20 protein-coding genes are annotated in these 22,082 nt (G+C 69.2%); 12 read left to right on the forward strand and 8 right to left on the reverse strand.

Going from position 1 to position 22,082, the window contains the following annotated elements; translation table 11 throughout:
- Window positions 1-52: 52 nt before the first annotated feature.
- Entirely contained in the window at window positions 53-988 is a 936-nt protein-coding gene (locus GJG85_RS18665; RefSeq protein WP_089489367.1) for a universal stress protein, read from the forward strand.
- Between the two features lie 462 nt (window positions 989-1,450).
- Here the strand turns inward: GJG85_RS18665 and GJG85_RS18670 are convergent, their stop codons facing one another.
- Window positions 1,451-1,885 carry a hypothetical protein gene (locus GJG85_RS18670; RefSeq protein WP_050011050.1) on the reverse strand — a complete coding sequence of 145 codons (435 nt, stop codon included), beginning with the start codon at window positions 1,883-1,885 and terminating at the stop codon, window positions 1,451-1,453.
- A 542-nt stretch (window positions 1,886-2,427) separates the two neighbouring features.
- Between GJG85_RS18670 and GJG85_RS18675 the strand changes: the two genes are divergently transcribed.
- Together GJG85_RS18675 and GJG85_RS18680 are read left to right on the forward strand one after the other, a co-directional pair.
- Entirely contained in the window at window positions 2,428-2,682 is a 255-nt protein-coding gene (locus tag GJG85_RS18675) for a DUF3562 domain-containing protein (protein ID WP_050011051.1), read from the forward strand.
- A gap of 186 nt (window positions 2,683-2,868) precedes the next feature.
- The gene (locus GJG85_RS18680) at window positions 2,869-4,668 is read left to right on the forward strand and encodes a methyl-accepting chemotaxis protein (RefSeq protein ID WP_050011052.1); all 1,800 of its coding nucleotides are present in this window, start codon (window positions 2,869-2,871) and stop codon (window positions 4,666-4,668) included.
- A 21-nt stretch (window positions 4,669-4,689) separates the two neighbouring features.
- On the opposite strand, the gene GJG85_RS18685 is transcribed toward GJG85_RS18680, so the two are convergent.
- Entirely contained in the window at window positions 4,690-5,730 is a 1,041-nt protein-coding gene (locus GJG85_RS18685; protein ID WP_204384466.1) for a sigma-54 dependent transcriptional regulator, read from the reverse strand.
- 391 nt (window positions 5,731-6,121) lie between these two features.
- Here GJG85_RS18685 and GJG85_RS18690 point away from each other — a divergent pair, with 391 nt between their 5' ends.
- The 4 genes from GJG85_RS18690 (at window position 6,122) to GJG85_RS18705 (ending at window position 9,892) form a co-directional block, all read left to right on the forward strand.
- Complete coding sequence (locus tag GJG85_RS18690) at window positions 6,122-8,113, forward strand: ATP-binding protein (protein WP_050011053.1); 1,992 nt, start codon at window positions 6,122-6,124, stop codon at window positions 8,111-8,113.
- A gap of 66 nt (window positions 8,114-8,179) precedes the next feature.
- Entirely contained in the window at window positions 8,180-8,590 is a 411-nt protein-coding gene (locus GJG85_RS18695) for a BON domain-containing protein (RefSeq protein WP_050011054.1), read from the forward strand.
- 78 nt (window positions 8,591-8,668) lie between these two features.
- A complete protein-coding gene (locus tag GJG85_RS18700; protein ID WP_050011055.1) occupies window positions 8,669-9,217 on the forward strand; it encodes a hypothetical protein in 549 nt (182 codons plus the stop codon).
- A 51-nt stretch (window positions 9,218-9,268) separates the two neighbouring features.
- The gene (locus GJG85_RS18705; RefSeq protein ID WP_050011056.1) at window positions 9,269-9,892 is read left to right on the forward strand and encodes a DUF4142 domain-containing protein; all 624 of its coding nucleotides are present in this window, start codon (window positions 9,269-9,271) and stop codon (window positions 9,890-9,892) included.
- 31 nt (window positions 9,893-9,923) lie between these two features.
- Here GJG85_RS18705 and GJG85_RS18710 read toward each other — a convergent pair whose 3' ends face one another.
- From GJG85_RS18710 to GJG85_RS18720, 3 genes are all read right to left on the reverse strand, one after another.
- Window positions 9,924-10,427 (reverse strand): PRC-barrel domain-containing protein, encoded by a 504-nt coding sequence (locus GJG85_RS18710; RefSeq protein WP_176017070.1) that lies wholly within the window; start codon window positions 10,425-10,427, stop codon window positions 9,924-9,926.
- 99 nt (window positions 10,428-10,526) lie between these two features.
- The gene (locus GJG85_RS18715) at window positions 10,527-10,958 is read right to left on the reverse strand and encodes a CBS domain-containing protein (RefSeq protein ID WP_012340039.1); all 432 of its coding nucleotides are present in this window, start codon (window positions 10,956-10,958) and stop codon (window positions 10,527-10,529) included.
- Between the two features lie 370 nt (window positions 10,959-11,328).
- Window positions 11,329-11,577 carry a hypothetical protein gene (locus tag GJG85_RS18720; RefSeq protein WP_089489373.1) on the reverse strand — a complete coding sequence of 83 codons (249 nt, stop codon included), beginning with the start codon at window positions 11,575-11,577 and terminating at the stop codon, window positions 11,329-11,331.
- Window positions 11,578-11,698: 121 nt separating this feature from the next.
- Here GJG85_RS18720 and GJG85_RS18725 point away from each other — a divergent pair, with 121 nt between their 5' ends.
- From GJG85_RS18725 to GJG85_RS18745, 5 genes are all read left to right on the forward strand, one after another.
- A complete protein-coding gene (locus GJG85_RS18725) occupies window positions 11,699-11,998 on the forward strand; it encodes a hypothetical protein (protein WP_050011058.1) in 300 nt (99 codons plus the stop codon).
- Window positions 11,999-12,301: 303 nt separating this feature from the next.
- On the forward strand, window positions 12,302-12,613 hold the full coding sequence (locus GJG85_RS18730; protein ID WP_041492268.1) for a hypothetical protein: 312 nt from the start codon (window positions 12,302-12,304) through the stop codon (window positions 12,611-12,613).
- 203 nt (window positions 12,614-12,816) lie between these two features.
- On the forward strand, window positions 12,817-13,698 hold the full coding sequence (locus GJG85_RS18735; protein WP_050011059.1) for a MipA/OmpV family protein: 882 nt from the start codon (window positions 12,817-12,819) through the stop codon (window positions 13,696-13,698).
- 94 nt (window positions 13,699-13,792) lie between these two features.
- Complete coding sequence (locus GJG85_RS18740) at window positions 13,793-15,487, forward strand: VRR-NUC domain-containing protein (protein WP_050011060.1); 1,695 nt, start codon at window positions 13,793-13,795, stop codon at window positions 15,485-15,487.
- Window positions 15,484-17,784, forward strand: a complete 2,301-nt coding sequence (locus tag GJG85_RS18745) for an ATP-dependent DNA helicase (protein WP_124554270.1) — start codon at window positions 15,484-15,486, stop codon at window positions 17,782-17,784. The genes GJG85_RS18740 and GJG85_RS18745 overlap by 4 nt, the downstream gene beginning before the upstream one ends.
- Window positions 17,785-17,799: 15 nt before the next feature.
- On the opposite strand, the gene GJG85_RS18750 is transcribed toward GJG85_RS18745, so the two are convergent.
- The 3 genes from GJG85_RS18750 to shiA all read right to left on the reverse strand — a co-directional run bounded on the left by GJG85_RS18750 (window position 17,800) and on the right by shiA (window position 21,796).
- Entirely contained in the window at window positions 17,800-18,573 is a 774-nt protein-coding gene (locus GJG85_RS18750; RefSeq protein ID WP_050011062.1) for an IclR family transcriptional regulator C-terminal domain-containing protein, read from the reverse strand.
- A 382-nt stretch (window positions 18,574-18,955) separates the two neighbouring features.
- The gene (locus GJG85_RS18755) at window positions 18,956-20,257 is read right to left on the reverse strand and encodes a UDP-N-acetylglucosamine 1-carboxyvinyltransferase (RefSeq protein WP_050011063.1); all 1,302 of its coding nucleotides are present in this window, start codon (window positions 20,255-20,257) and stop codon (window positions 18,956-18,958) included.
- A gap of 231 nt (window positions 20,258-20,488) precedes the next feature.
- Window positions 20,489-21,796: a shikimate transporter gene (gene shiA, locus GJG85_RS18760; protein WP_089489376.1), complete on the reverse strand. Its 1,308-nt coding sequence runs from the start codon at window positions 21,794-21,796 to the stop codon at window positions 20,489-20,491.
- Window positions 21,797-22,082 lie beyond the last annotated feature (286 nt).

The raw sequence follows: 22,082 nt of genomic DNA on the forward strand, positions 1-22,082 counted from the left end.
GAAACGCCCCGTCGTCGCCCGGCGACGACGTGCACGCACGGAGACCTTCGCCATGCAGCCTGCCCAGCCCATCCCGACGCTCGCGCGAATCGCGCTGGCCGTCGATCCGACGCCCGAATCGCTGACCGCCGCCCGTTACGTGCGCACGCTGCTGCGTCCCGGCATGCGATTGCGCATCATTTGCGCGATCGACAATCCGCGTCTCGTATTGCCCGACATTCCGCGCATCGACGCGCTGCTGACGTCGGCGCGCGAGGACATGATGCGCGACGCGCAGGCCACCTGCGAGCGGATCGCGGCGCTGTTCGCCGACAGCGGGATCGAAGTCGAACAAGTGGTCGTCGACACGTCGGTCACGGGCGGCTCGGTCGCCGACGCACTGGTCAACGATACGTCGACGTGGCACGCGGACGTGCTGGCGATCGGCGCGAATCCGCATCACGGGCTGTTGCGGCTGGTCGAAGGCGCGATGTCGGACACGCTGACGAAACGCGCGCGCTGCGCGCTGCTGATCGTGCCGTCGGCCTATGCACGGACGTCGGACGGCACGCTGCAGCGGCTGATGTTCGCGGTCGACGGCAGCGAGCCGTCGCTGCACGCGGTGCGCGTGGGGCTCGGCTTCGCGGCGCCGACGACGTTGCTGTATGCGGCGTACGTGATCGATCGCGCGGTTCGTCTGACCGATGTCGTGCCGGTGCGCGCCCTCGAGGATGCGTACCGCGCAGAGGGCGAGGATGCGCTCGCTAAGATCGGCCCGCTGTTTCATGCGACAGGCAACCCGACCAAGCGCGGCATCGTCGAAACGCATCCGACCAGCGACGACGTGGCCCATGCACTGATGCGCGATGCGGTGCACTGGCGGGCGGAGCTGCTGGTGGTCGGCACGCATGGCCGTCGCGGCATCGCCGCCTGGCTGATCGGCAGCGTCGCGCGGCGGGTCGCGCATCTCGCGCAGGTGCCGGTGCTGCTGGTGCGCGGTGCGGAATGAATCGCGTGTCGTCGCGATCGAAGCGGTATGGATTGACCTGCATCAGAAACGCGGCGCATGTCGCGTGAGACAGTGGGGGAGCGTCCCCGCGACGCGGCTGGCCTTCGCATGCATGCGGGACCAAGGCCGCGCCGGCGTGCGAAAGGCGATGAAAGGCGATCGCTGTCGCACTCGCCGCCACATCATGTTCGGGCGCCGCGCCGCGTGTGTGTCCGGCGCGCCATCCGACCGGAAACTCTCTGGCACGAGGGTAGGCAACCGACGGTTGCCTTGGAGGACGGGCGGGGTGGAAGTCACCCCGTCCGCTTTCCGCCTGGCCCCGTCGAATTCATTTCCCCGTACGAATGGTCTGGAATGCGGCCGCGTCGAGCCGCGCGTCATCGCGCGCGGTCGCTTCGATACGGATCGCGGCGGACAGCGCGCATGCACGGCGCCGTGCCGTGCGCCGGTGACGTGCGCAGATCAGAGGGAGCGAAGAATCGATCGCAGGTCGTGCCGGCGGCCCGTGCAGCGACGGACCCGCGCATGCGGACGCACGACATGGAGCGGCGCACATACGCTGCACGTGCGACTGCGCAAACGATTCGCATGGGGCCACCCGGGGCGCGCCTTGCGACGCGGCTCCGATGCGGCCGGCGCGTCGGCCGCGTTGCGCGCGGACAGCGCCGCGGCGAATCGCTGCAACGCGAGGACGGACCCCGCGACGCTCTGATACTTTTCGCGGCCGATCTGCCCGTCGAGCGTGACGAGCAATCCGGCCTCGCGTGCGAGCGCGAGCAAGGTGTCGAGGTCGTCGGACGGACGGTTGCCGGCCGACGCGGGCCGGGCGGGCAGGGCGCGCGCGTTGCCCGACGCGCGCCGCTGGCCGTCCCGGCCCGGTAAGGTGCGATGTGCCATGGTTGGTCTCCTGCGCCGGACCCCGCGTGCCGGCTCGATGGCCGACTGAGCGATGTTCCGGTATGAACGCCTGGTTCATGTGATCAGTATCGTGTGGCGACGGCGCGCTGCCAAGCGGCGCGCGCTGAAGTCGCTGTCAGGAAATTGCGCGGCGCTATCGGAATCCGCTGACACGCGCGGCGGATGATCGGCCGCACCGCCGCGTTCGTCCGACGAATGCATCGCAGGGGGGCGCTTGACGCATGATTTCGGTCGGTCTAAGTTTCCCCACTGCATCGGCGTCGCGCGGCGGTCCACCCGCCGCCCGTCGCCCATGCCGCGCCCCGGGGTGGCGTGGCAAGGCTTCCATCCAGTCTCGTTCGCGGGCCATGTGCACCGCGAACCCTGCGCGAACGGTTCGGAAACGGATCGACGCGGCGGCACGCAACGTGCCGTTGATCGCGCGCAAATCCGCGCCGGCGCATCGTACGCCGCGTGTCTGTCCAGTCTTTAAGCTTCCAGTACCGTCATCTTTTCGTTCCTCGACCGTCAGGAGTCTGTCGATGTCCAAGGACAATTTGCTCGATTCACTGAAGGAAGCCGCCGAACGGCGCGCGATCGGCGCGGATCAGCTGCGTGCGATGCTCGACGACGAAGTGCGTGCGCTGTCGTCCGGCGCGCGCGTGCACGACTACATCCACGTATTCGCGATCCGGCACCTGCGCGAGCGGATGCGCCAGAAGGACGTCTTCGACCGCGACACCCGGGCCGATGCGGCGCCCGCGGACGCCGATCCACGTCCGCGCCACCGGCTGTAGGGAGTAGCCGGCGGGCAGCACGCAGGTCGAACCCGGCCATCCTGACGATTTATTGGCAGTCGCAGACACCTGTCGTCATACGTTTCATCGAATCGTCACAACGACCTCAAGTAAGTGGCCCGATTTGCCGTTTACACGGTGAATTCGTCCAATCGGGCGTTCCTGCTCTCTTACCGAGTCGTTGCCATGTTCTCGTCCATTCGCGCCCGCATCCTTGCCGCGTGCGTCGCCATCGTCGTATTCGCGCTCGTCGCCACGACCCTGATCAACTATTTCATCGCACGCGCGTACAACGACGACGCGATCGACCGCAACCTGACCTCCGTCGCCAGCGGCCACGTGGTCGGGATCGCCGATTGGGTCGCGACCCGCAGCCGGATGATCGCGTCGCTGCAGGATGCCGCGCTGACGCCCGACCCGCTGCCTGTGTTCAAGCAGATGGCGGCGGCCGGCGGCTTCACGAACGTCTATGCCGGCTATGCCGACAAGGCGTTCCACTTCTCCGACCCGACCGGCATCCCGCCCGACTACGACCCGACGGGCCGCCCGTGGTACAAGCAGGCCGCGCAGGCCGGCAAGCCGGTCGTCACGCCGCCGTACGTCGATGCCGGCACGGGCAATCTCGTCGTCACGTTCGCGGTGCCGATCCTGCGCGACGGCGCGCTGAAGGGCGTGGTCGCCGCAGACCTGTCGATGGACAGCGTGATCGCCAACGTCAAGTCGATCCGCCCGACGCCGGCGAGTTTCGGGATGCTGGTCGACAGCAGCGGCCACGTCGTCGCCCACCCGGACGCCAAGCTCACGCTGAAGCCGGTCGCCGACGTGTCGCCCGAACTCGGCTCGCTGGGCGTGGCGTCGATCGCGGCGGCGAACGCGCCGGTCGAGGTCGGCGTCGGCGGCCACGCGAAGCTGGTGCGCGCGAAGCCGGTGCCGGGCACCGACTGGTACGCGCTGGTGCTGCTCGACAAGACCGAGGCGACGGCCGGGATGCGCTCGCTGCTGACCGCGTCGCTGATCACGCTGATCGTGATCGTCGGCGTGGCGTCGCTGATCATCGGCGCGATCACCGCGACCGCGTTCCGCCGCCTGTCCCAGGTGCGCCAGGCGATGGCCGCGATCGGCTCGGGCGCCGGCGACCTGACGAAGCGGCTGCCGGCCGACGGCCGCGACGAAGTCGCCGACATCGCGCGCTCGTTCAACAGCTTCGTCGACAAGCTGAACGACGTGATGCGCCAGATCCGCGACGCGAGCGAATCGGTGCGCACGGCCGCGAACGAGATCGCGGCGGGCAACCAGGACCTGTCGTCGCGTACCGAATCGGCGGCGGCGAGCCTCGAGGAAACCGCGGCGTCGATGGAAGAGATCACCGCGACCGTCGGTCAGTCGGCGGCGGCCGCCGGCCAGGCCGACGAGCGCGCGGCGGCCGCGTCGCGGATCGCGTCGCACGGCGGCGTGGTCGTGTCGGACGTCGTCGCGACGATGGGGAAGATCGAGGAAGCATCGGGCCGGATCGGCGACATCATCGGCGTGATCGACGGGATCGCGTTCCAGACCAACATCCTTGCGCTGAACGCGGCCGTCGAGGCGGCGCGGGCAGGCGAACAGGGCCGCGGCTTCGCGGTCGTCGCGCAGGAAGTGCGCAGCCTCGCGCAACGCAGCGCCCAGGCCGCGCGCGAAGTGAAGGTGCTGGTCGAGTCGACGGTCGCGAGCGTGTCGGCCGGGTCCGGGCAGGTGCGCCAGGCCGGCGATACGATGCGCGAGATCGTGGCCAACGTGGCGAACGTGACGACCATCATCTCCGAGATCACGCATGCGGCGAACGAGCAGACGCGCGGGATCCAGGAAGTGAACCGCGCGGTCAGCCAGCTCGATGAGATGGTGCAGCAGAACGCGGCGCTCGTCGAACAGTCGACCGCGGCCGCCACCGCGCTGCAGTCGCAGGCGAACGCGCTCGCGACGACGGTCGGGCAGTTCAAGGTCGCCTGACGCGGCGGCCGACCGCGCCGCTTACGAACCGTCCTGGTCGCGCATCAGCGCGAGCCGGTTGTAGAGCGTCTTCAGGCTGATGCCGAGCGCCTTGGCCGCGCGCGGCTTGTTGCCGTCGAAGTGACGCAGCGTCGCCGCGATGAAGCGCTGCTGTGCGTGGTGCAGCGTCGCGCCGACCGGCAGCGCCATCGCGCCTTCCGACGTGCTGTCGGCCACCGGCATCGGCTGCTTCGGCAGGGCGACGTCGATGCCTTCGTCCGCCAGGATGTACGCGCGCTCGATCGTGTTGTGCAGTTCGCGCACGTTGCCGGGCCACGAATACGCGCGCAATGCTGCGATCGCCGCGTCGGTCAGCCGCTTGTGCGCGCGATGCCGCGCGTTCAGCGTGTCGACGAATTCCTGCGCGATCGTCTCGACGTCGCCGTCGCGCTGGCGCAGCGGCGGCACGTAGATCGCGAACGCGGCGAGCCGGTAGAACAGGTCCTCGCGCAGCCGGCCGTCGCGCACCGCGTCGGCCGGATTGTGGCGGGTGGCCGACACGAACCGCACGTCGAGCGGAATCGATTCGGTGCCGCCCACGCGCACGATCGTGTTCGACTCGATCGCCCGCAGCAGTTTCACCTGCAGCGCGGCGGGCATTTCCGCGACCTCGTCGAGCAACAGCGTGCCGCCGCGCGCGGCTTCGAAGAAACCCTCGCGCTGCGTGATCGCGCCGGTAAAACTGCCTTTCTCGTGCCCGAAAAGTTGTGCCTCGGCAAGATCGGCGGGAATCGCGCCGCAGTTCATCGGCACGAACGGGGCGTCGCGCCGCGCGCTCAGATCATGCAGCCGGCGCGCGACGATATCCTTGCCGACCCCGCTTTCGCCGGCAATCATCACGCTCGCGCCGGTGGGCGCGATTTTGTCGATACGGGCGAGCAGCGCGCGCATCGCGGCGGACCGGCCGGACAGCCGGCGACCGTCTGCGCGCTGCTTCGTCCGGTTGGCGGATTCACCCATAAGCGTTCGCGGGCCGTTTTGAAAAACGGCATCACGCGTCCCGTTGAATGCAATATTTATCATCGACAGCGAAACGACCGCGAAGGTGCCGCGGAATAGAAAATTCCAATGTGCGCGGCGCGAGCGAAAGAAATCGTCCATCGTTTTTCGCGCACCCTTGCACGACGCGTCGGTCAGGTGATAACCGGCGCTTTTTTACAGAAACTCGATGAAAAAAGCGGTCGGCGACCCATTGCGACGGTGCGCGTGGCAACACCGGCAGCCACCCATCCGGGCCGCAGCCGACGCGGGCGGAGGGTCCGGCCATCCGTTGCCCGGAACGCCGCGCGCGGCCACCATCGGGTACGTCGTTTGCTGGCGTTTTCCTGCTCGCCCGGCGCGCTCGACGGTATGCCGGATGGCCGAAAGGCGGCATCCCCCCGCATGACGGGAGCCGGCGCGATGCAAGGACGCAATGAGGACTCTGACCCGTGAGTTGTTCCGGCAGGGTGCATGGGTCGTGCTGGCCGTCGGGCTGGCGTCCGCGCTGCAGGCGTGGGCGATTCGGGCCGTCGGCCAGCACGCGCCCTTTGCGCCGCTGCCTTTTTATGCCGGCGTGGCGGCCGCCGCATGGCTGACGTCGTTCGGCGGCGGCCTCGTCGCGACCGTCGCGAGCGTCGGCGTGATCTCCGCATTGTGGTGGCGCGACGCGCCGCTGGTTACGCTGCTGGCGCAAGCCAGCGCGTTCGTCGCGATCGGTTTCGTCGAATGCGTGCTGGTGGCGGCGGTGAAGCCGCTGCTCGCGAACGATCGTCCGCACGGGACCGGCGACCACGACGACGATCCGTATCCGCCGCATCGCGAGCCGTCGTCCGTCGCGTGCGTGTCCGACGACGGGCTGCTGCGCCGCGTGGTCGATGCGTCGCCCGATGCGATCGTCGGGACCGACGCCGAGCGCCGGATCGTCAGCTGGAATCCGGCCGCGGCACACATCTTCGGCATCGATCCGGCACAGGCGAGCGGACGCGACATCGTCACGATGATCGCGCCGCGCTGGTTGCGCCGGCATGCGGTGCCGGCGTCGTTCGCGAACCTGCGCACGCCGGTCGGGCCGCTCGACGTCCTGTGCGTGCGCCCCGACGGCGGCCGTTTTCGCGCCACCTTCGCCGCGTCGCCGCTCGTCGACGCGCAGGGCAACTGCACGGGCCTGTCGCTGACGCTGCGCGAAGCGGGCGAACGCCGCCGCAACGAACGCCACCACCTGCGCTCGCTGCGCGGCGCGCGCGACGCGCGCGTGCAGGCCGACGCGTCGAACCGGCTGAAGGACGAACTGCTGGCGACGGTGTCGCACGAACTGCGCACGCCGCTGAACGTGATCTACGGCTGGGTCGAGGTGCTGCGCAACGCCGACGGGCAGGGCCTCGCGCAACAGGCGGTCGACGCGATCGATCGCAGCGCGCGGTCGTTGTCGCACATGGTCGCCGACCTGCTCGACGCGTCGTCCCTCGCGACCGGCCGGCTGCGCCTGGAACGCGTGCCGGTCGATCTCGTGCGGATCGTGCGCGACGCCGCGCGCGAACTCGACGCGACGGCCGAGGCGAACGGGCTCGTGCTGTCGACGGAGTACGCGATGCCGGCCTGCGTGATTCCGGCGGACGGCGAACGCCTGCGCCAGGTCCTGTCGAACCTGCTGTCGAACGCGATCAAGTTCACGCCGCCGGGCGGACGCATCAACGTGTCGCTCACGCGTGCCGGGGAGCGCGTGCGGCTGTCGGTCTCCGATACCGGGCAAGGCATCGCGCCGGAATACCTGCCGCACCTGTTCGACACGTTCAGCCGGCCGGAAGGCGCGTTCACGTCGCCAAAGCGCGGCCTGGGGCTCGGCCTGTCGATCGTGCGCAACATCGCGCAGCTGCATGGCGGCGAGGTCGTCGCGACGAGCGCGGGGGCGGGGCGCGGCATGACCGTCACGGTGACGCTGCCGGCCGGCTGGGACGCCGACGATCCGGTGGAGCAGCCGCCACGCGCGAAGCGTATGTCCGATACGGTCGCGCTCGACGGCCAGCGCGTGCTCGTGGTCGACGACGACCCGACGTCGCGGACGAGCCTCGCGGTGGCGCTCGAAACGATGGGCGCGCAGGTATCGACCGCGCGGTCGGGGCACGATGCGCTCGAGGCGGTCGAGCGGCAGCAGCCGAGCGTCGTGCTGTCGGATCTCGCGATGCCGGACGGCGACGGTTACTGGCTGCTGGACCGGATCCGGCGCCTGCCGAACGGCGGCGGGCATCTGCCGGTCGTCGCCGTCACCGCGCACGCCGGCAACGCAGACCGGCGCCGCGTGATGGCCGCCGGGTTCGATGCCTATCTGTGCAAGCCGGTCGACATGCCGACGCTCGCGAGCGTGATCGTCGACGTCGTACCGGACGACCCGAACGACAGGAGCGGCGGGAAGCCGCGCGAGCAGTAGCGGCGCACACGGACGGCGCGGCACGCCGGTCGCGTGACGCTGAGCACATACGAAAAAGGAGACGCGATGGACGCAACGGAAAACCCGCGGCGCGACGGCACGGACGGCAAGCCGGCACGCACCCGACGCAGGACGCCGGTCGTGCCGATCGCGAGCATACTGATGATGTCGTGTGCATGGTTCGCGACGCCCCGCTACGCATCGGCCGACGAAAGCACACGTGCGAAGCTGGCGAGCCAGGCGTCGGCCGTCGGGGGCCAGATCCGCGATGCGACGCTCGCGTCCCGCGTCAGGGCCGCGCTCGTCGCCGAACGCGGCCTGGCCTCCGGCGACATCGACGTGCAGGTTCGCGACCGCGTGGTCGAACTCACGGGCAACGTGCCCGACGAGCGGCAACGCGCGACCGCCATCCGCGTCGCGCACGACGTCAGCGGCGTGAGCGGCGTGCGCGACAAGCTGCAGATTCGCCGGAAGTAACGTGATGCGCGGGCCAGCGCCGGACGATCGGGCGTCGCGCGCCCGCGACCCTGCGCGTCACCGGGCAGGAGGTTCGACATGGACACCATCATCGCGGGCCGCTTCTCGCGGCTCGAACAGGCGGAACGCTGCGCGGAGCAGTTGCGCGGCCACGCCATTCATCGGGACGACGTGAAGGTCTTCTTTCTCAATCCGCCCGGGCAGCACGCGCTGTTCTGGCTCGGCGGCGACGTCTATGCGGACTCCGCCGCGCGGCCCGGCGGCCTCGGCGCGCTGGAAGGCGTGGCCGTCGGCGCGGTCGTCGGGCTCGCCGGGGCCGCGCTGCTGTATCTCGGCGGCCTTCATTCGCCGCTCGCGTGGATCGGCGTGCCGCTCGTGGGCGGCTATGTCGGCGCGTTGTGCGGCGCGCTCGGCAAGATGCGCGACGATGCGCCGGAGGGGCATGGCGCGTTGAAGCAATGCGAAAACGGCGTCGTGCTGGCCGCGCATGTGACGCGGCGCACGATCACGTTCGCGGAGCGGACGATGCTCGCGGCCGGCGCGCTGTCGGTGGAGCGCACCGAGGGCGCATGGCACCACGGCGCGTGGACCGATTTCTTCACGTCGTCGGCCCATCGTCCCGCGTGACGGCAAGCCGCGCGGCCGGCCCGCTCCGTCGTTCCACACGGGAGGCCCCGGATGACGAAAACGACCCCAATCGAGCAACGCACGCGTCGGCGGCAGGCCAGCGTGCTGACGGCCATCGCCGGTGTCCTGGCGTGCGCGGCTTCGCACGCGCAGACGCCGGCTTCGTCCGCCCGGGTCGCGCCGGGCGTCATCCTCCCCGGCCCGACCGCCGACGAGGCCGGCATGACGCAGCGGCCGACCGGCATCGACGCCGAGTTCGTCGACAAGGCCGGCATGATCGGCAAGGTGGAACGGCAAGCCGGCCAACTCGCGCTCGACCGCTCGTCGAACGCGGACGTGAAGGCCTTCGCGCGCCGGATGGTCGACGATCACGCGCGTATCGCGGACGAACTGCGGCACCTTGGCGCGCAAAAGGGCGTGCCGGTCCAGACGCGAATGCTCGTGGACCCGGCCGTGACGGCATTGCGGGCGAAGAACGGGCGCGCGTTCGATACGGCGTATGTGGCGCTGGCCGGCCCACACGCGCACGAAGCGGCGGTCCGGCTTTACGAAGCCGAGGCGAAAGAGGGCCGCGACGCGCAGCTACGCGCATTCGCGGCCCGCACGCTGCCCACGCTGAACGCGCATCTGGGCGCCGCGCGGCAACTCGCGAAGGCGGTGGCCACCGCGCAGTGACCGGCTTTCGGGCGGACAGTTCGGATAGCGTTCAGTGCTGCCGCGACCCGTCTTCCGGGCTGCCCGGCGACGCCTCGTACGGCGGCGAATCGAGCGCCGTTTCGCCTTCCTCGATCAGCCAGTACGGCGAACGGCCGTAATACGCATGCAGCGCTTCGGCCCACTCGGGGTCGGCCATCGTCGGCCACCGGCTCTTGTCGAAGCCGGGCGCCTCGCGCACACGTGCAGTGTCGACGGGCAGCACGAAGCATTCGCGTTCGGCATCGAGAACGAGCGCGTTCCACGGCACCGCGAGCAGCTTGTCGCCGATCCCGAGCAGACCGCCGGACGACACGACCGCATACGCGATCCGCCCGGTGCGCACGTCGAGCATGATGTGGGCGATCTTGCCGATGTCGTCGCCGTCCATCGTCAGCACGCGATCGCCTTCGAGCGTGCGGGCGGCCATCACGTCGGGCCCCGGCCCGCCGGCGGCCGTACGCGGATTCGCGCCGACGATGCGCGCGGCGTCGCGCGACGGTTTGTCCGTTGTCATCGAAAACCTCCTGGTCGAAGCGGCAACCCCGCCCGCGCGCAGACTCGTCGCGCGGGTAGTGCGCCGGGGCGGCAGGCCGCGGGATGATCGGAGCGCCGGTCAGCGGCGGCGCGGCAACGAGACGTCCTCGAGCGTATTGGCCAGCTCGTCGCGCGCCGGTCCGCCCGCGCGCGTCGCGATGTCGCCGAGCGACACCATGCCGACGAGCTTCAGGCTGCGGTCGAGCACCGGCAAGCGGTGCAGCTGCACGTCGGCCATCCGCTGTTGAACGTCGCCGACGCCGTCGTCCTCGACGCACCACTGCACGGGCCTGGACGCGACCGCCTGCACCGGCGTATCGGGCGAATGGCCGTGCGACAGCGCCCGCACCGCGAGGTCGCGATCGGTCACGATCGCGACGAGCTCGGCGCCGTCGCAAACGGGCAGCACGCCGATATCGAAGCGCTGCATCAATTCGGCCGCATGGCGAATCGTGTCGGTCGGCGCGACGCACACTACGTCGCGCGACATGATCTCGTTGACGCGATACATGAACGCCTCCTTCGTGATCGGGACGATACGGGAGCACCGCTTGTGCCACGCGCACGGCGCGTACACCGGAGCCAACGCCTGTTCACGCTGATAACGCAGTACCGGGCTTGCCGGGCGACGGAGAAATTTGCCAGCGCGCTTGTACATCTTCCACGGCGGCAGCCGCGGCCTGGCGACGGGGGCGTCAGTGACCGATGCCCGTCATCGTGACGATTGCCAGCACTACCGCGCTTTCGATCGCGGCGAGCGCCGCCACGCCGGCCGCGCCACTGATTTCATGCCATCTGCGTTCAAGGACTTTCATCGGATCGCTCCTGATTTGAGCCGACGCGGGGATACGCTGCCACGCAACGCGCGCCGGGTGGCCCCGTCAGCCGTGATCGCGGGGCGGGGAAGGGACGTGCGGCGCGCGACGTTCGCGCTCGCCGGACGGCTTGGTGGGGTCGATACGCGTCGCACCGCCGACGGCGGGCGGATCGCTGGCCGGAAACGTCTCCTCGAGCCCTTCGTCGATGCGCTCCTCCGTCTTGTCTTCAGACGGCGGACGCGACGAGGCGAGCCGGAGCAGTCCGGCAGCCGGTGACACGGCGTCGCGGCGGCCGGTGGAGTATACGGTCATGGTCGAACCTCCTTGTCGATGAGAAGCCGCAAGCACCGTACCCGCGGCAGCCGGGGGCACGGCGTTTGCAAGCCGGCGGAACCAGCCGGCACGCGTCCGGGATGGACGAGAGGACATCGTGATGAATGCAGCCAGGGAAAGGATACGTTACGACGCGAACGTATGCGGTGGCGATTTCGGCCATGTGCGCGAGCGTTTCGATACGTGGAAACGCGAATCGCGGCTCTATCGGCCGGAGCGGCGCATGTTCGACGGCAAGGACGAGGTGCGCGAACTGAACGACACCGTTTACGACGGCCCGGAACGCGCGCAGCAGGCACTCGTCGCGCAATGCGAACCGTCCGATCCGTTCGCGCTCGCCGTGCAGCTGACCGCCGAGGGGCGCACGATGTGGCTCGTCATGGCGGCGTACGACGCGTGAGCCGACCGGCCAAGGGGCGCGACAGCAGGCACGCCGCTTGCGAGGGCTCGCCTCGCCATTGAACGGCGCGCGCCGCCGCGCAGGAGTGACATGAACACGCCATCCATGCTGCACCGCCCCGAACCGACGACACCCGACGTCGACCCGGATCCGCCGCCGCCCGGGCACGACGACCCGGTCGATCCGCCCGTGCCCGACGGGCTGCCGCAAGGCGATCCGCCGTCGAACCCGCCGCCGATGCGGATGCCGGGCGGGCGCCGTGCGCCACGACCGGCCACGCGAACATTGAAAAGGAGGACCGTCATGGACATTCACGTGCAATCGCCAGACAAGCGCGCGATCGCTCAGGTACTGGGCCGCTATTTCGAATCGCGTTCGCTCCGCTATCACATCGAGGAATTGCCGGGCGGCGTGCTGCAGATCGGCTTTCGCGCGAGCGGCCGTCCGGTCGCCGTCACCGTTTCGTTCGACGATGCCGCCTACGACACCTACACGCACTGGGACGCGAGCCAGAAGCAGCTCGCGCTCGGCCGGCTCGCCGACGGCTTCTCGCGAATGATGTCGACCCGCAGTCCGGCCGCGCTCGCCGGCGACTATCACGTCGAGCGTTTCTGATTCCGCAATCGTCCGCCGGCTCGTGCCGGCTTTCGGCAAAGTGCCCGCCCACAACGGGCGCTTTGCGTCTGCGCGCGCGTCGCGTAGGATGTCCGTTAATTCAGCGCATGCTACGTTCGCGCCGCAGGCTGCCTGCCGTTGCAGCCGATGAAGCGCGACGCGCTTTCCCTCAGGTTCGTTTCGTGCAACCGACGGAGACCGCCTTGACCACTGTTGCTCGCCTGTTGCTGTCCGCCGGCGTACGCCGGTTCGTATCCGGCCTGTCGGCATTCGCGGCGCTCGCCGCCGCCGGCGCCCGCGACGCGTCGGCCCAGACGCCTTCGCCGCTCGGCGAATGGCAATACACGGCGGGCGTACCGCTCCAGAAACTCTTCGATCCGAACATCCCCACGTGGCAGGTGAGCGTCGGCGCCGCGATGACGCTGCAGCCGCGCTACGCGGGCTCCGACCGCTATCGCGTGATGGGCGGCCCGAATTTCGACATCCGCTATCGCGACCTGTTCTTCCTGTCGACGGGCGAGGGCCTCGGCGCGAACGTGCTGCGCGGGCCGAACTGGCGCGTGAGTCTGTCGGTCGGCTATGACCTCGGGCGCCGGTCGGCCGACGATCTCGGTCACCTGAACGGTCTCGACAACATCAACGCGGCGCCCGTGATGAAGCTCGCGGCCGACTACGTGGTCTCGAAGGATTTCCCGCTCGTGCTGCGCGCGGACATCCGGCGCAGCATCGGCGGGTCGAACGGCTGGACCGGCGATTTCTCCGCGTACATGCCGATGCCCGGCAGCAACGAGCACTTCTTCTGGTTCGCGGGGCCGACCGTGACGTTCGCCGATTCCCGCTACATGAACAGCTGGTTCGGCGTGAACCAGGGCGCGGCCGCGCGCTCCGGGCTGCCGGCCTATTCGTCGGGGGCCGGGATCAAGTCGGCCGGCGTGGGCATGACGATGGTGTGGTTCGTGAACAAGCACTGGTTCGTCACGGTGGACGGCGCGCTCGAGCAGCTCGTCGGCCGCGCGGCGCGCAGCCCGATCACGCAGCAGTCGACCAACGGCGTGTTCGACATGTCGGTGAATTACCAGTTCTGACCGGCCGGGCAGCGCAAGGGCGATGCCGCGTGCGGCATTGCCCGTCATATTTGATATGATTGCGACCTGTACAAATGTACAGTGATCGATCCCCGTGACGCCTGCCTCGCCGACGCCTCCGGCGTTTTACTACCTGACCAATTTCGAACGCGCGCTGGCCTGGCTCGGCGAGCGTTACGACGACCTGTTCGACGCGCACGAGCATGCGTTCGTCCGGCAGTTCGCGACGCTGCCGCAGGCGTCGCGCGCGCTGCTCGTGCGGATGCTGATGCGCAACGGGTCCGATTTCCGCGCGACCAAGCTCGTGTACGACGAGATCGGCTGCACGCTCGACGCCGCCGCGCCGCTCGTCGCGCTCGGCTGGGTCGATCCGGCGCCGGCGCTCACGCTCGACGAGCTGTTCGCGCTGTCCACCAAGGCCGATCTGCTGCGCATCTTCCCGGCGCTCGCCGCGCATGCGGGCGAGCGCAAGGCCGACTGGCTCGACCGGCTGCGGCCCGCGCACGACGTCGCGCAACCGCTCGACGCGTGGTGCGCGCAGCCCGGCGATCGGGTGTTACGGGTGACGGTCGGCGCGCTGTGCGACCGGCTGCGGCTGATGTTCTTCGGCAATCTGCATCAGGACTGGAGCGAATTCGTGCTCGCCGATCTCGGCGTGTTCCAGTACGAAAGCGTGCCGATCGCGCCGTCGTCGCGCGCGTTCCAGCAGCGCGGCGACGTCGACGCGTATCTCGCGCTGCAGATGTGCCGCGACGCGCTCGATGCGTGGCCCGACGATCTGCCGTTCGACGACCTGATCCGCGCGCTGGATGCAGTCGACTGCGCGCAACCGTGGCTCGCGACGCGCCGCGCGAAGTTGCTGTTCGCGCTCGGCCAGGCATGCGAACGCCGTGCCGACTGGTGCGCCGCACTCGACGCATACGCGCGCAGCGCGTGGCCCGGCAGTCGCCACCGGCGAATCCGCGTGCTCGAACGCTGCGGGCGCGACGACGACGCGCTCGCGCTGGCGCTCGACGCCCGCGGCGGCTTCGAGAGCGACGAGGAGCGTCAGCGCGTCGAACGCATGCTGCCGCGCCTGCAGCGCCGTGCCGGCCGGCGCGTCGAACGCGCGACCGCTGCCGCGGACGTGCCGCGCGAGACGCTCGTGCTTGCGCGTCCCGACGCGTCCATCAGCGTCGAATTCGCGGTGCGCGACCATCTGGCGCAGCCGGCTTCGCCGGTCCACTACGTCGAAAACACGCTGATCAATTCGCTGTTCGGGCTGCTGTGCTGGGAGCCCGTGTTCGCGGCCGTGCCCGGCGCATTCTTTCACCCGTTCCAGCGCGGCCCGGCCGACTTGCACGCACCCGATTTCGCCGTGCGCCGCGCGGCGGCCTTCGACGCCTGCTTCGCGCAGCTCGATTCGGGCGCGTACCGCGACACGATCCGCCGGCATTTCGCGACGAAGGCCGGGCTGCAGTCGCCGTTCGTGTTCTGGGGCGTGCTGACCGACGCGCTGCTCGACGAAGCGCTCGCCTGCCTGCCGCCCGAGCACCTGCGGCTGTGGTTCACGCGCCTGCTCGCGGATATCCGCAGCAACCGGTCCGGCTTGCCCGATCTCGTCCGCTTCTGGCCCGACGAGCGCCGCTACGAGCTGATCGAGGTGAAGGGCCCCGGCGACCGGCTGCAGGACAACCAGACGCGCTGGCTCGCGTACTGCCTCGCCCACCGGATGCCGGTGCGCGTCGTCGACGTCGAATGGGCCGGCGACGACGTCGCGCACGCCGAGGCGGCGGGGTTGTCCGCATGAGCTACGTGGTCGCGGTGCGGGCGATGTGCGAGTTCACCGCGCGGCGCGGCGATCTCGACCTGCGCTTCACGCCCGCGCCGACCGCGCTCGAAGGCATCGCCGGCCACGGCGCGGTCACGTCGAAGCGCGGCGCGCGCTACGAAACCGAGATCGCGCTGACGGGCACGTGGGGCACGCTCACCGTGCGCGGCCGCGCCGACGGCTACGATCCGGTGGCGAACCGGCTCGAGGAAATCAAGACCTATCGCGGCAGCCTCGACGCGATGCCGGCCAACCATCGCGCGCTGCACTGGGCGCAGGCGAAGGTCTATGCGCACCTGATGTGCGACGCGCGCGACCTCGAGGCAATCGACGTCGCGCTCGTGTATTTCGACATCGTGTCCGAGCGCGAGACGGTGCTGACGGAAACGCTGGATGCCGCCACGCTCGCGACGTTCTTCGCCGAGCAGTGCGCGTGCTTCGTCGGCTGGGCCGAACGCGAGACGGCCCACCGCGCCGCGCGCGATGCGGCGCTGCGCGCGCTCGCGTTCCCGCACGGGCAGTTCCGCAGCGGCCAGCGCGAGCTGGCGGTGGCCGTCTATCGCGCGGCGCGCAACGAACACTGCCTGATGGCGCAGGCGCCGACCGGCATCGGCAAGACGCTCGGCACCGTGTTCCCGCTGCTGAAGGCATGCGGCGAGGGCGAGCTCGACCATGTATTTTTCCTGACCGCGAAAACGCCCGGCCGCGCGCTCGCGCTCGAAGCGGCGACGACGCTCGGCGCCGGCACGCCCGCGCTGCCGTTGCGCGTGCTGGAACTCGTCGCGCGCGACAAGGCGTGCGAGCATCCGGACCTCGCGTGCCACGGCGAATCGTGCCCGCTCGCGAAAGGCTTCTACGACCGGCTGCCGGCCGCGCGCGACGCGGCGATCGAGGCCGGGCTGCTCGATCGCGATACCGTGCGCGCCGCCGCGCTCGCGCACGACGTCTGTCCGTACTACCTGGCGCAGGAACTCGCGCGCTGGTCGGACATGATGATCGGCGACTACAACTACTACTACGACGGCAGCGCGATGCTGCACACGCTCGCGCAGCAGAACCAGTGGCGCGTCGGCGTGCTCGTCGACGAAGCGCACAACCTGCTCGACCGCGCCCGCAAGATGTACAGCGCGTCGCTCGATCCGTTCGCGTTCGCGGCCGCGCGCGAAGCCGCGCCGGCCGCGTTGCGCAAGGCATTCGACCGGCTCGCCCGCGCGTGGGGCACGCTCAATCGCGCGCAGGCCGAGCGCTATGCGGCTTATCCCGACGTGCCGGGCCCGATCGTGTCGGCCGTGCAGAACCTCGTCGCGGCGATCGGCGAACACCTGACCGACGCGCCGCGCGCGAACGGCGACGCGCTGCTGCGTTTTCATTTCGAGGCGATCCAGTTCGGCGTGCTGGCCGAGGCGTTCGACAGCGCGTCGATCTTCGACGCGACGCTGCAGGGCGAACCGATGCCGCGGCAGCCGGCGCTCGACGGCGTCGCGACGGCCGGCCGTCGGCGCCGCGTCCAGTCGACGCTGTGCGTGCGCAACGTGATCCCTGCCGGTTTCCTCGCGCCGCGCTACGAAGCCGCGCGTGCGACCGTGCTGTTCTCGGGCACGCTGAGCCCGTTCCATTTCTATCGCGACACGCTGGGGTTGCCCGGCGATACGGGCTGGCTCGACGTCGACGGGCCGTTCCGCGCCGAGCAGCTGACGGTGCGCGTCGCGAGCCACGTGTCGACGCGCTGGCGCGACCGCGATCGTTCGCTCGAACCGATCGCCGACCTGATCGCCGCCCAATACGCGGCACGGCCCGGCAACTATCTCGGCTTCCTGAGCAGCTTCGACTACCTCGGGCGCGTGGTCGCGCTGATGCAGACGCGCCATCCGGACGTCCCCGTGTGGGCGCAGGCGCCCGGCATGGCCGAAAGCGAGCGCGACGCGTTTCTCGCGCGCTTCGACGCGGGCGGACGCGGCGTCGGCTTCGCGGTGCTGGGCGGGGCGTTCTCGGAAGGCGTCGACCTGGTCGGCGAGCGGCTGATCGGCGCGTTCATCGCGACGCTCGGGCTGCCGCAGGTCAACGACATCAACGAGCAGATGCGGCGCGCGATGGACGCGCGCTTCGGCAACGGTTACGACTACATGTACCTGTATCCGGGGCTGCAGAAGGTCGTGCAGGCGGCCGGGCGCGTGATCCGCACCGAGCAAGACGAGGGCGTCGTGCATCTGATCGACGACCGTTACCGACGGCGCGAAGTGCGCAACCTGCTGCCGCGGTGGTGGCGGATCGGGTGACGGCGGCGTCGGTCGCTACAGCACGTTGAGCATCGCGAGCGCGGCTTCCTGCAGATGCGGCAGCACACGTCGCACGGCCGCGTCGGTTGTCTCCGCGCCGATCGGCATGTTCGTGCTCAGCGCGGCGACGACTTCGCCGTGACGGTTTTTCAGCGGCACCGCGATCCCGCGAACGCCGACCTGCAGTTGCTGCTCGATCGCCGCGTAGCCGGCATCGCGCGCATGGTCGACCTGTTCGAGCAGCCGCGCCTTGTTGGTGATCGTGTGCGGCGTGAACGGCGGCAGCTCGGTCTCGTCGAGCCACGCGCGCACGGCTTCGCGATCGGGATGATGGGCGAGCAGCACGACGCCGGGCGACGTCAGCGGCGCCGGCACGCGCGCGCCGAGCACGAAACCCGTCGTCATCACGCGCGACACGCCGTTGCGGGCGATGAACACGAGTTCCCAGCCGTCGAGCACGCTGACGTACGCCGATTCGTTCAGCGACGCGCTCAGTTGCTGCAGATAAGGCTGGACCGTGCGCGGCAGCCGCGCCGAATCGAAGTACGACCAGCCGACCCGCAGCACGCGCGGCGTGAGGCCGTACAGCTTGCCGTCGGTGTACACGTAGCCGAGCGATTCGAGCGTCAACAGGTAGCGCCGCGCGGCCGTGCGCGTGAGGCCCGTGCGTGCTGCGGCCTGCGTGGGCGTCATGCGCGCGTGCTGGCTGTCGAAAGCCTCCAGGATCATCAGGCCTTTTTCGAGGCCGGCAATCCAGTCGCGTCGGTCGAGTTCGGGCTTTTTCGTCATCACGAATGGGCTATGGCGCGCGATGTTCGCGCAGGAGTGGGCGATTATCGCGCGACTGGTGGGGGAACGGGAGATCGGTTGATCCGCGATCCTTGCCCGCCGGATAGGGGCTCACGTTTCGGCAATTGGACAGGTCTGAATCTGGTTTTCCGCGAGCGGGAAAAAGCCGACGGGTCGCGGAAGTAGACGTTCCGACGATGCATCGCCAGTCTGGCGCAGACTGCGGGAAGAAGCGTGAAGCAGCACGCAGTGTGCTGACGTGAATAGATGGCGGCCGATGGCAGAGCGCTGCGCGGCCGCGCATGGAAGCGACCGATACGGCATGAAAAGCGCGAGAACCGGATGCGACGCGACCGTTACGCGCGCCGCATCCGTCATGACTTTACTCGCTACTCGTCCACTCGACGTTCGCGCCCACCGAACGCAGGTTTTCGACGAAATGCGGATGCGCGCGGCGAATCGGCAGCGCGTTCATGATTTCCGAACGGCCTTCGATGCTCGCGGCCACCATCAGCAGCGCGATCGCGACGCGAATGATGTACGGGCTCTCGACGCGCGCCGGCGTCAGTGGCAGCCCGCCGAACGTGATCAGCCGGTGCGGATCGGACAGCAGCACGTGCGCGCCGAACTTCGACAGTTCGCCGGACCAGCCGAGCGCGCCGTCGTAGACCTTGTTCCAGAACATCGCGCTGCCTTCCGCACGCACGCCGAGCGCGATGAAGATCGGCAGCAGGTCGACCGGCAGGTACGGCCACGGCGCGGCCTCGACCTTGGTCAGGATGTTCTGCGTGAACGGCCGGCGCACGCGCAGCGGGCCGTCGCGCTCCGCGCGCGACCAGCCGTCGCGGTGCGTGACGGTGACGCCGAATTTCGCGAACGTGCGGTCGATCAGCGGGAAATGCTCGGGCGACGAATTGCGCACCGTGATGTCGCCGCCGGTGATCGCGCCGAGCGCGAGGAACGTCGCGATTTCATGGAAGTCCTCGGCGAAGCGGAACTCGCCGCCGCCGAGCTTGCCGCCGCCCGTCACGCAAAGCCGCGACGTGCCGATGCCCTCGATCGCGACGCCGATCATCGCGAGGAACTGGCTGAACTCCTGCACGTGCGGCTCGGAGGCCGCGTTCATCAGCGTCGACGTGCCGTTCGCGGCCGTCGCGCACAGCGCGAAGTTCTCGGTGGTCGTCACTGACGCGTAGTCGAGCCAGTGATCGTTGGCCGTCAGCGGGCCGTCGGTACGAACGATCAGCGAATCGGGCGTGCGTTCGATGTGCGCGCCGAAACGTTCGAACACCTCGACGTGCGGATCGATCTCGCGCACGCCGAGCGTGCAGCCTTTCACGTCGTTCTCGAGGCGCGCGACACCGAAGCGCGCGAGCAGCGGCGGAATCAGCATGATCGACGAACGCATCGCCTCGGGCAGCCGATGGACGGCCGGATCGAACGTCGTGTTGCGATGGTGAAGCTCGAGCAGACCCGTCGTGAAATCGACCGACACGTCGCTGCCGAGCGTGCGGAAGATATCGAGAATCTTGCGCACGTCGGTGATGTCCGGCACGCCGACGAGACGCAGCGGCTGATCGGTCAACAGGGTGGCGCACAGAATCGGCAGGACGGCGTTCTTGTTCGCGGACGGCTTGATGTCCCCGCGCAGCGGAGTGCCGCCGTGGACGATGAGATTCGACATGATATGGGGGCGTATCGGTGACTGACGTAGGCCCATATGATGCCATTGGTCGGCACGCGGCGTGGAATGTTCGGAGGGGGAAAAGGGGAATCGGCGCGCGTAACTGACAGTGTTTGACGTCGCGCCCGCGATGTAGCAGGTCGAATTGCAGCACGTCGAATGTCGGCCGGCATGGTCGCATGACCGGCCGCGTGGCCGACCGTGAATCGGGTCGGCCATCCGGTTAGGCGATCATTGCGCCGCCCGCATCCGCGCGGCGACCACCAGCGAGATCAGGCAGCCGGCCGCCAGATAGCCGGCCACGAGGTGCCACGAACCGCCGGCCACGCTGACGAGCCCGACCGCGATGAACGGCGTGAACCCGCCGCCGACGACGCTCGCGAACTGATAGCCGACGCCGGCGCCGCTGTAGCGATATTCGGCGCCGAACAGCTCGGTGAACAGCGGCTGCTGGACGCTTACGACCATGTCGTGCGCGGCGTTCGCCAGCAGGATCGAGAAGATCACGATCCACGCGATCGAGCGCGACTCCAGCGCGACGAAGAACGGCACCGCGGACGCAAGGCCGATCAGCGCGCCGATCAGGTAGATGCGGCGCAGGCCGTAGCGATCGGCCAGCCACGCGAAGCAGGGGATCGTCACGCAGCTCACCGCGCCGACCAGCAGGCCGATGTTCAGGAACAGGTCGCGCGACATGCCGAGGTTCGTCGTCGAATAGCTGAGCGCGAACGCGGTGACGATGTACATCGTGAACAGTTCGGCGAGCCGCAGCGCGACGATCAGCAGGAACGCCTTCGGGTGGCGCGTCAGCGCTTCCAGCACCGGCAGGCGCAGCTTGCGGTTGCCGTGCTCGACCTTGTCGACGAACTCCTGCGATTCGTCCATGTTCTTGCGCACCCAGAGCCCGATCAGCACCAGCACGATGCTGAACACGAACGGCAGGCGCCAGCCCCACGACTTGAACGCGGCCTCGCCGAGCGTATGGCTCAGGATCGAGACGATGCCGGTGGCCAGCACGAGCCCGACGCCGTAGCCGACCTGCACGCCGCTGCTGTAGAACGCCTTCTTCTGCTTCGGCGCGCTCTCGACGGCCATCAGCGCCGCGCCGCCCCATTCGCCGCCGACCGCGAAACCCTGGATCGCGCGCATCAGCACCAGCAGCACGGGCGCCCACCAGCCGATCGTCGCGAACGTCGGCAGCAGGCCGATCGCGACCGTCGACAGCCCCATCAGCATCACGGTCAGCACGAGCATCCGCTTGCGGCCGAGCCGGTCGCCGTAGTGGCCGAACACGATGCCGCCGAGCGGCCGGAACAGGAAGCCGACGCCGAAGGTGGCGAACGCCGCGAGCGTGCCCATCGTCGGGCTGACTTTCGGGAAAAACTCGGAATTGAATACCAGCGCGGCGACGATTCCATACAGCAGGAAGTCGTACCAGTCGACGACGGCGCCGACGAAGCTGCCGATCGCGGCCTTGCGGGCCTGGCTGCGTGCACGCGCGCCGGCGGCGGCGTCGAGGGTGTCGAAGGTAGGGGTCATGGCGGTGTCTCCTGGCACGGCGCATCGTGGAATCGTGGCGGCGCCGCGTCCGATGCTGCATTGAAGTCGATGGGTGAACGGAGAATAGGGCGCGCGCCGCACGGCGGCAATTGGCCAATCGGATAATGCGCGCGATTATCGTTCAATTCCGTGCGATTATCGAACGATTTTCGGGTTTGCACTAGGCGGCGTGTCGATATCCCGTTCGGCCGGGGTGTGCCGCCGTGAACGATCTGGTTAAAATCTGCAGCATCGACAACTCGCCCGTCCGGGGCGGAAGTGCGGC

Source organism: Burkholderia sp. MS389 (assembly GCF_016899425.1).
Classification (GTDB): domain Bacteria; phylum Pseudomonadota; class Gammaproteobacteria; order Burkholderiales; family Burkholderiaceae; genus Burkholderia; species Burkholderia sola.